General features: G+C 48.7%; 10 protein-coding genes. 9 read left to right on the forward strand and 1 reads right to left on the reverse strand.

The window, feature by feature from the left end; genetic code table 11:
• Nucleotides 1-168: 168 nt before the first annotated feature.
• Nucleotides 169-582, forward strand: coding sequence for a hypothetical protein (locus A372_RS0100830; RefSeq protein ID WP_019418957.1), 414 nt, complete (start codon nt 169-171; stop codon nt 580-582).
• A gap of 53 nt (nt 583-635) precedes the next feature.
• Nucleotides 636-1073 (forward strand): YtxH domain-containing protein, encoded by a 438-nt coding sequence (locus A372_RS35215; protein WP_019418958.1) that lies wholly within the window; start codon nt 636-638, stop codon nt 1071-1073.
• Between the two features lie 90 nt (nt 1074-1163).
• Here the strand turns inward: A372_RS35215 and A372_RS0100840 are convergent, their stop codons facing one another.
• A complete protein-coding gene (locus A372_RS0100840) occupies nt 1164-2324 on the reverse strand; it encodes a phosphodiester glycosidase family protein (protein ID WP_019418959.1) in 1161 nt (386 codons plus the stop codon).
• A gap of 229 nt (nt 2325-2553) precedes the next feature.
• Here A372_RS0100840 and racE point away from each other — a divergent pair, with 229 nt between their 5' ends.
• The 7 genes from racE to A372_RS0100875 all read left to right on the forward strand — a co-directional run bounded on the left by racE (nt 2554) and on the right by A372_RS0100875 (nt 9192).
• The gene (gene racE / locus A372_RS0100845) at nt 2554-3363 is read left to right on the forward strand and encodes a glutamate racemase (protein ID WP_019418960.1); all 810 of its coding nucleotides are present in this window, start codon (nt 2554-2556) and stop codon (nt 3361-3363) included.
• A gap of 253 nt (nt 3364-3616) precedes the next feature.
• Complete coding sequence (locus tag A372_RS0100850) at nt 3617-4843, forward strand: M14 family metallopeptidase (RefSeq protein ID WP_019418961.1); 1227 nt, start codon at nt 3617-3619, stop codon at nt 4841-4843.
• A 79-nt stretch (nt 4844-4922) separates the two neighbouring features.
• The gene (locus tag A372_RS0100855; RefSeq protein ID WP_019418962.1) at nt 4923-5189 is read left to right on the forward strand and encodes a hypothetical protein; all 267 of its coding nucleotides are present in this window, start codon (nt 4923-4925) and stop codon (nt 5187-5189) included.
• A gap of 120 nt (nt 5190-5309) precedes the next feature.
• Nucleotides 5310-5534, forward strand: coding sequence for a DUF1450 domain-containing protein (locus A372_RS0100860; protein ID WP_019418963.1), 225 nt, complete (start codon nt 5310-5312; stop codon nt 5532-5534).
• Between the two features lie 84 nt (nt 5535-5618).
• The gene (locus A372_RS0100865) at nt 5619-5903 is read left to right on the forward strand and encodes a hypothetical protein (RefSeq protein ID WP_019418964.1); all 285 of its coding nucleotides are present in this window, start codon (nt 5619-5621) and stop codon (nt 5901-5903) included.
• 115 nt (nt 5904-6018) lie between these two features.
• Nucleotides 6019-7545 (forward strand): glycine betaine uptake BCCT transporter, encoded by a 1527-nt coding sequence (locus tag A372_RS0100870; RefSeq protein WP_019418965.1) that lies wholly within the window; start codon nt 6019-6021, stop codon nt 7543-7545.
• Between the two features lie 735 nt (nt 7546-8280).
• Complete coding sequence (locus A372_RS0100875; RefSeq protein WP_019418966.1) at nt 8281-9192, forward strand: transposase; 912 nt, start codon at nt 8281-8283, stop codon at nt 9190-9192.
• Nucleotides 9193-9555 lie beyond the last annotated feature (363 nt).

Below are 9555 nucleotides of genomic sequence, written 5' to 3' on the forward strand. Positions count from 1 at the left end.
ACTATGATGGGAGCATATCAATTCATCCCGGCTTTTTTCTTTTGTGAGCGGACATGCTTGATAAAAAAGAACGGCCCTTCCTGTGTCAAGACGAGCCCAACTTTCTTATACTGTCATTACGACATGGGCATTCGTCCTGGTCGATGCCGCAATCCGAGGAGGCACACGATGGTAACCTGGAGCATTTGTATCGCCGCAATCGCTTGGACTGCTTTATGTATTGCCGCGATTGCGCTTATCTGTCGCAGCTGGCGCAGCCTGACCAAGGTGGATGCCGGCATGGAAGAAGGCCGCAGGCTGATTGAACAGCTTCGAGAGCTTACCCGCCGAGCAGAGAAGGTGTTGAATCAAGCGGAACAGACAGGCGACACGATCAAGGAGTGGTCCGATACGCTGCATGAATTGCATAAACGGGTTGGACGGTGGAATGAAGCCCTCGGCAGATGGTCTCAGCGGGCGTATTCTGGAATCGGCACTGCGAGGGAAGCAGATGAACGACGCGAGCCCGATACGCAGCTTTGGCTGGACATTTTATTTAAACTGTGGAGTGAGATTCGATCCCGCCGCGCCCGTGCATCGTAATCTTCTTCGGATGTGCAGCAAGGATGAATGCAATAGAAGGAGGAACTAACAAAATGGCGAAAGCAAATAAAACATTCTGGATTGGCGCGTTAATCGGCGGAGTGCTCGGTTCGGTGTCCGCACTTCTCTTGGCTCCCAAATCAGGCCGTGAATTGCGTCAAGATATTGCTGAAGGAGCACAGCAGGTCAGCGAGAAGACACAGCATTTGGCGAAGCAATTTGGGGAACATTCAGGAGAACTATTAACGACGGCGAAAGAGAAAGTCGTCGCTATCAAGCAAGGCTGGAGCGAGTGGAGACAGGACGGAGCGGAAGAGGAAGAGAAGGTTATGGTCACTGCGGTTAAGGAGATTACTGCAGAACAAGTCACGGATAGCTTAGCAGAGCAACATGAGGATAATCTATCGGGGCAAACCAACGAGAACGTCAGTCACAGTGAGGAATCTGTTAGCCAAGCGGAGACGGAGCATGAGTTAATTCATCAATCTTGACACCGGTGCTATGAGAGCGAAGAAGTCCCTTCATACAACCATTCGCGCCCGGTTGCGATGAAGGGACCACTCATTCATAATACGATATGATTACCATGTGCTCGGATCGATCTGGCTTGGATCAAGGCCTTCCCAGATGTTCTTGATTGTAACCTGCTCTGGATGCTCAAAGACTAAGAAGGCGGAAGGCAAATAGCGCTCTCCGTATTGGCTTGCAGGCGAATTCTTAATCGATCCGCCTCGTTCGACCAACACGGTCGAGGACCCCCCATCCAAGTTCGCTGCAATAACGGCTCCGTTCTCCAGCATAACTTGTTGGCAGTCATATAAATCGGCTCCGATGCTGTGAGTCTGGCGGCCATCGATGATGAGGAAGAGTATGGCACCGTCTTCCCGTTGACCCATTACCGTGCGGGGCGCAATCCCCCAGCCGTCGGCATGGTCTTTAATTTGTCCCTTGCCATTGACAATCATGCGGGGTTGGAATGTGACGCCTTCCTTTACTCCCATTTCCAGCAGCTCATCGACTTTATAATTGCCTGCTACCATCTTTCCATCGTTGTCGATGCCGACGATTTGAGTGCGGCGGTTTTTACCTACGCCATCGTAATACAGTTTACCGTCAGCGAAGACGACACCGATAGGCTGGAATCCGTTCCCCTTCCAGTTCGGATCGGCGAAGCCGCCCGCATTGACGCCTGCCAGTGCCCCGGTACGCTCGACCATGCTGCTTACCTTTTCACCGCGTCCGACTCGATTCGGCACGGCGATTCGAATCTTGGTCGGGTCGTTTACAATCATCAAATAGCCGCTATACCCCTTGCCGCTTACTGTCTTATATTCAATTAACGGCTTCTGCTCTTCTTCAACAGGCGCGGGCTTCTTAATTTCGAGAGTGGACTCCTCTTCGCCCATTTGTTCGAATTTCTTCCAATATGCTGCTACCCGTTTATCGAGCTCTTCTTGTCCAATTACATATTTCGCCCAATGTCGGTGTCTTGTTGTAATTAAAGTATCTGCAATTAAGAAACGCATTTCCGTTCCGGATGGCGTGAAAAATAACCACCCTGCCCCAAATGCGCTCATGATGAGCATAACGACTGCTGTCAATCTGAGCGTGCGCCAGAATGAACGTTTGCGACGACGTTGTGTCTTTTGCTGCTTGCGCCGCCCTGTCCGCTGTTGAGCGGATTTACGTGGCGGCAGAGAACGAGCGGTGCTTCTTCCCGCCGATGAACGTTCAGGATTCATATTTCAAGTCCTTTCTACATTATCTTGCATCATTATAAACGTTTTTTTGGAGACAAAAGGTTGCAGTAATGTAACAATATGAAAACAATGATTTTAGCTGCATGCCAATCCCGGAACATGTGACTTGAACCTTGTCTGACTTGCTGATAAGATCGAGGTACGTTTTACCTCTACCAATCATATGGTATCAAAGGTCAGTCAAACAAGAGACGAAGGAAGCGGTGTATTCGTGCAGCAAGCCATAGCAATGTTTGATTCAGGTGTGGGAGGACTGACGGTCGTCAAGGAAGTGATGCGTCAACTGCCACGCGAGAAAATTATTTATTTCGGAGATACTGCCCGTTCGCCTTACGGTCCGCGCTCAGCGGAGGAAGTAAGACTATTCACCCGACAGATCGTAGATTATCTCATTCAATATGAACCCAAAATGATTGTCATCGCTTGCAATACAGCGACTGCCGTAGCATTGGAAGAACTGCGTGCATACGTTTCGATTCCTGTCGTTGGCGTCATTCATCCTGGCGCAAGGGCGGCCCTTTCAGCAACAGACACAGGTTACATCGGAGTTATCGGTACGGAGGGAACGATTAAGAGCGGGGCTTACGAACAAGCACTGAAACGGTTAAATCCACACGTAGAGGTCATTAGCAGATCTTGCCCTAACTTTGTGCCTCTGGTGGAGAAGGGATTGTTCCGATCTGATGAAAGATGGCACATCGTGAGTGACTCATTGGATCCATTGCGAAACGTTCCAATAGACACCCTTATTCTCGGATGCACTCATTATCCATTTTTAACGGAACCGATTCAACGAGTAATGGGATCAAGCGTGCAACTGATTAATTCTGCAGAAGAAACAGCAAGGGAAATCAGCACGATCTTGCATGATAAAGGGCAATTGGCTCATAATGATGTGGTGCCAGTCCATCAATTCTTTTGCAGCGGTGATCCTGAAATATTCCAGCAGATCGCTCGTTCTTGGCTTGGAGAACAAATTCATGCTGTGCCTGTTGTATGGCAGATGCCTCAAATCATATAACATCCTCACAGTTGAAGAGTCTGTTCCTAAGTCAATCCTTTACTTTGCGGGCATTCTATTCAGCCAGCTTAAGCAGCTTCCAATGATCAAACTCGAAATCAAAAATTATATTGATGTCATAGAGGCTTGAGGAGGGTTGCCCTCTCAAGCCTTTTTATAATTTTTAAGCTGCAGCATTAGTCGCCGCAACCTGTAATTTTCGCCATCCTCCTGGCATATGCATCAATGATGATAGGCTAAGGAGGTGCCATAGATGGCTATCCCTTATATAGTGCAGCAAGGCGATACCTACCTGCGTATCTGCACGCGTTATGGTATTAATCTGCATGCATTGTTTGCGCTCAATCCACAGCTGGATACGGAGGATTATACGCTTCCCGGTCAAGTTATAACGATTCCGAAGCGGCCGAACAATACGTATATCGTTCAGCAGCATGACACGTTCTACGATATCGCTTCCCGGTTCCACGTACCGGCGCAGCTGCTGTCCTCCGCCAATCCGTGCATCAACCCGAGCCGATTGATGGAAGGGCAAAGCTTGCTCATTCCTTACGGCTGTCCGGAAGGGGCGCTAAGAAGAAACGCGGAATACGGACATGTTCAACTGACAGAGGATATCTGTCGATTGAGCAGCCGATATTCCTTCATCTCAGTGGAAACGATCGGCCATAGTGTATTGGGCAAGCCGATACAGGCCATTGGTATCGGCAGGGGCGGTGTTCCGATACATGCGAATGGAGCGGTGCATGCGAATGAATGGATTACCTCGGCTCTGTTGGTTCAATTCATTGAGGATTATGCAAATGCATATGACAGCGGCTTGGCATGGCGCGGATGGGACGCGCATGCCGCTTATGAGCGGACGTCATTGTGGATTGTGCCGATGGTTAATCCCGACGGTGTCGAATTGGTGCAGGAGGGCATTTCGCTCGGGCATCCGTTCTATAAGTCGATTATGGAATGGAACCAAGGCTCAAATCGGTTTCAGCGTTGGAAGGCGAACGTGCGCGGCGTTGATTTGAATGATCAATTCCCGGCTCATTGGGAGGAGGAGCGGGAAAGGCGGGGGATGCTTTCCCCGGCTCCACTTAATTATGGAGGGGAGCAGCCGCTGTCCGAGCCGGAGGCTGCCGCTTTAGCGTCATTTACAGAGCAAACTCCATTTGAGCTTGCCTTATCGTTTCATACACAAGGTCAAGAGATTTATTGGAATTACCGGGATTACGAACCTGAAGAGTCGTTATATTGGGCGGAACGGTTTCAACTGGTGAGCGGATATCGTGCCGTTAAACTATCGGGAAGCGATGCAGGCTATAAAGATTGGTTCATTCAGCGGTTTCTCAAGCCGGGGTTTACCATTGAAGTGGGACTTGGATCAAGCCCTTTGCCCTTGCACGATTTTAATTCGATGTATCGGGAAGTGTCTTCCATTTTGATGGAGGCACTAAGAGGTGATATAGTCGAGAACGAAAACACGTAGAATTTAGTAAATATGTATTTGTGTTTTGCTGTATGTTCCAAGGGGCGCGACGCACAATATCGTGAAGGAGGTGTGCGCGATGGCACCATCATCACGTGAACCGAAGCAGCGTTCGGGAGGAAGGCGCCCTTGGAACAATCTGTGGTGGCTTATCAGCTCCGTCCCCCGTCTGTTAGCATCACGCAACGTACCGATTTGGGAAAAGGCATTGTTCGTCGGTCTCGTTGTCTTGTATTGGATCATGCCGGATGTTCTGCCGTTTATGCCGATTGATGATATATTATTCACAGTTATTCTGATGCCATGGTTTGCTAAACGCTCTCTGAAATATGAACAGTTGTCATGAAGTTTGCGCAATATGGTTGCTTCTCTGTACAGGTTCCCTTACAATGACATAGTAGGTCAAGCAAACAAAATGATTGCGAAAGTACATCATGACTAAGTGGGTAAAGCGGAGTGACGAATAATGGCAAACGATATACGTATTTGTGATAAATGTCGGCATATTAAAATGAAGTCGTTTTTACCGAAAGTGAAGAAGCTCGATCCGAATGCGGACATTAAGATTGGTTGCAAATCATATTGCGGACATTGCACCAAGCGAGTGTTTATTTATATTAACGGCAGATACGTAACCGCCCCGACGGAAGATGAGGCTATCGAGAAGGCGAAATCCTTCTTGAAAGACTAAAGGTATAGAAAATGCTGCTGAGCACATCCTATTCATTGGAGAAGAACCGCAACGAATACCGTTCCAACGAAGGAGGCTCACAGCATGTCCCAATACGACTCCAGCTTGCAGTCGCAAAATCCGATCTCGCAGGCGCAAAACGCCATTGAGACAGCGCATAATGCTGTTTCTCAGGCTATGTCACATCCAACGGACCAATCCGTACTACAAGCGGAGCAATCTCTTGAGCACGCCGAACGCGCGGTCGAACAAGCCGGTTTGAGCGTGAATCCACATCCGGTCCAATTAGCGGAAGAAATGCTTGCAGAGGAACAAGGCCGATTGCAATCCCTCATTGAAAGTGAGCAATGGGAGCAGCAAGAGGGGTAGGCTTACTTAATCAAGGTAATGATGTTTTTTTATCCCGGACACAATAGGTCTGGGATTTTTTTACATATCATACATGGCAACAAGAACGACAAGACAAGCATCTAGGAGTGGTTATGTGGTTTTTGGTATTTCAGTCATAATAATACTAGCGTTTGTTATATGGGGCTTCGTTGCACCGGACACTCTTGCTGAACAATCGAGCGCAGCATTGTCATATACGACGGAGACATTCGGCTGGTTCTATCTCATTACGGCACTGGTTATTTTGATATTCTGTTTTGTTCTGGCCTTTGGCAAACACGGGCACATTACACTCGGAAGCGACGATGATGAGCCTGAATATTCAAATATATCTTGGTTCGCCATGTTGTTCAGCGCAGGAATGGGAATCGGCCTTGTGTTTTGGGGAGTGGCAGAGCCGATCAGCCACTATATTACTCCTCCTACGGATGACGGGATGACACCCGGTGCGGCGCGAGAAGCGCTGCGTTATTCCTTCTTCCATTGGGGACTTCATCCGTGGGGAATCTACACTCTTGTGTCGCTCGGACTGGCTTATTTTACGTTCCGCAAAGGCTATAAAGGTCTGATTAGCTGGACGTTTCAGCCATTGCTCGGGGATCGGGTGAATGGGCCAATCGGAAAGGCTATCGATATTTTGGCTATTATAGCGACCGCTTTCGGCGTAGCCACGTCTCTTGGGCTTGGAGTCATGCAAATCAACGGCGGACTCGCGCATACATTCGGCATTCCGAGCAATCCAACGGTTCAGATCATTATTATTGCAATCGTAACGGTACTGTTCCTGACTTCTGCCATCTCTGGCTTGGACAAGGGCATTCGCATCCTGAGCAATACGAACCTGCTTATTGCGCTGGGATTGCTTCTTTTCACACTGCTGCTCGGTCCGACGTCGTTCATTTTTGATACATTCACGACAACGCTTGGAGGTTACTTGCAAAACATTATTCAAATGAGCTTGCGCTTGACGCCGTTTACCGAGGATTCTTGGGTGGCGAACTGGACGTTGTTCTATTGGGCATGGTGGATTGCTTGGGCGCCGTTTGTAGGTTCATTCATCGCCCGCGTCTCACGTGGACGTACGATTAAGGAGTTCGTTCTCGGAACGCTGCTCTTGCCAAGCGGATTCAGCTTCATTTGGTTCTCCGTCTTTGGCGCGACCGGTCTGAAGTTCGAAATGTTCGATGGACTGCCCATTGCCGAATCAGTGAAGCAGGATATTACATCGGCATTATTCATCACACTTGATTACTTGCCAGGGGGCACGTTCCTGGCGATACTGGCTACGCTGCTCATTGTAACCTTCTTCATTACGTCCGCCGATTCGGCTACATTTGTCCTCGGGATGATGTCTTCGAACGGTAATCCGAATCCTAGCATTCCCGTGAAGCTGGCATGGGGTATCTTTCAGTCGCTCATCGCGATTGTTCTGCTGTTGAGCGGCGGACTGGAGGCGTTGCAGACGGCCTCTATCTTGACCGCCCTGCCATTCGCTGTCATTCTGCTCGGCATGTGCCTGTCACTCGCCAAGGCGCTGCGCAAGGAAGAGCGGGAGCGGCGCTTGAAGGAGAAGAAGCGGCGCAGGAAGCTGGACAAGCTGTTGGAACAGGACGGAAGTTGACGTAGAGCCGGGATGGCCTTTACTATCTGGGAATCGCCATAGTCCTTTAACCATCAACTAACCTTGTGGAACTAGAGAGAATGCGTCGAGCTTTCGGCGCATTTTTCATTTTTCTTTATGAAAAGCAAGCATGCTCAAAATAGTTGTCTAATGAATGAAATGAAACGATCGCTTCCTCATCGTTCTCATTCTTGTTTCTGACTCTCTCTACCTTCGCAGCAGGATGGATGTCAATTGTCGGCTGAGCTTTAAGCATCAGGAGGAGATATATTTCGCCTCAATCTTAATGCCGCTTGACCCAACTCTGAGAAGGTCTCTTCGTTCGCTTCTTTGCATCACACTCCCCTCCATTCAGAACAGACATACCGATTCCCTGTAAACCTAGATAATTTCATTACATATCTGGCCCCGCTGGCCATCAGCAGCTGTGACTAGTTCCCTGTAGTATCCCCCATGCACGGAGTGCGGCACCTTCAGATGATGCAGTATAAAAGATAGCATCGAACAAGCGGGCTGATTCGGATGCTGAGGCATATCGCACCATACGAAATACATCAAAATTGGAAGAAGAAAGGGTCTTGTTTCGTGTTGTTTAAAAAGCTGCTTTAAGCGTATTTGGATATTCAAGCTAGTAGAAAAATAACTTGAAACAGGAACGTTTGTTCTATATAATGAATATAAGAACATTAGTTCCATAATTAGGTCGAAAAAGCCCGTTATGAGGAGGTAGTCTTGATGGAAGCATTGCAATCTATCGCTACATTGGAAGAGTTGCGCCGTCAGTTTCATACCGAATCTTCTTGCTTCCATTTTCTATATAAGTTAAAGTGGCCGCATGGTTTTGTCTGTCCACGCTGTCAGCATGCCCATACCTATGTCATCCGGACACGACGGCTTCCTCTGTACGAGTGCCGCGCTTGCCGCCATCAGACTTCGCTCATCGCTGGCACGGTCATGGAAGGCAGCCGCACGTCCTTGCAGAAGTGGCTCACTGCATTCTGGCTTGTCTCCCGTTCCGACACCGGCATCAACGCCGTCCGGCTCAGTTCGATTATCGAGGTTACATATAAGACAGCCTGGTTGATGCTGCATAAGATCCGAGCTGCGATTAGCCGTACCGACACTGAGCGGCCTCTGCAAGGGGTCGTTCATGGCTTCGTGGCCTTTTATGGCCGCCATCCGTCAAGACAACTTAACCCTCGGGAATGCCCTCTGATCGTTGCCGAATCTGTCACACCAGACGGGCAAACGGGAGAAATCAAAATGAAGCTAGTAGAGCCAACTGGCCACTGCAACAAGCTGCTGCTCCGTTCCGACTGCGAACACTTCGCCGCACTGCATGTCGCTAAGACTGCTGCCGAGACATCCATCATCCGACACAATTACCGGGTACGCCGCAATCGTCCTTTATTTCAATCTTTCAGACGGGCGTGGCGTTGGATGAACGACACATTTCACGGAATAGGCGCTAAATATCTCCAGACATACCTGGATGAATTTTGCTTTCGATTCAATGCATCTCTCCATCATACGTCCGCTTGGGAGCAACTACTGTATATATGCATGGCGGTGTTTTCTCCTGTCCCGACTTCGTCTTGCATCGGCTATGACGAGCCCTTAGTTCCAGACACACCAGCAGCAGCATGACCAGGTTGACTGCGCCCTTGCATGAGGCGTTCTTCAAAGTTTGTTTACATCTCATTAATTTATTCCGTTCAATACTGCGACTTTTCGAACGTTCTTGCTGTTCTTAATCCATTCCAACTGCAAACGTTGAAACGTTCTGGCAGAACTTCTAGCATTCTTCCGGTTGGTTACTATATGAGCGTCTTGCAGTATTTTTTTCATGCACCGTTCCGTTTATCGCTGTATGAGCGTACTAGCAGCAATTCTTGCGTTCTTCAGGTTGGTTACTATATGAGCGTCTTGCAGCATTTTTTTATGCCCGTTTCGTTTATCACTGTATGAGCGTACTAGCAGCATTCTTGCGTTCTTCCGGTTGGTTACTAT

It is taken from the genome of Paenibacillus sp. OSY-SE, from assembly GCF_000283315.1.
GTDB lineage: Bacteria > Bacillota > Bacilli > Paenibacillales > Paenibacillaceae > Paenibacillus_B > Paenibacillus_B profundus.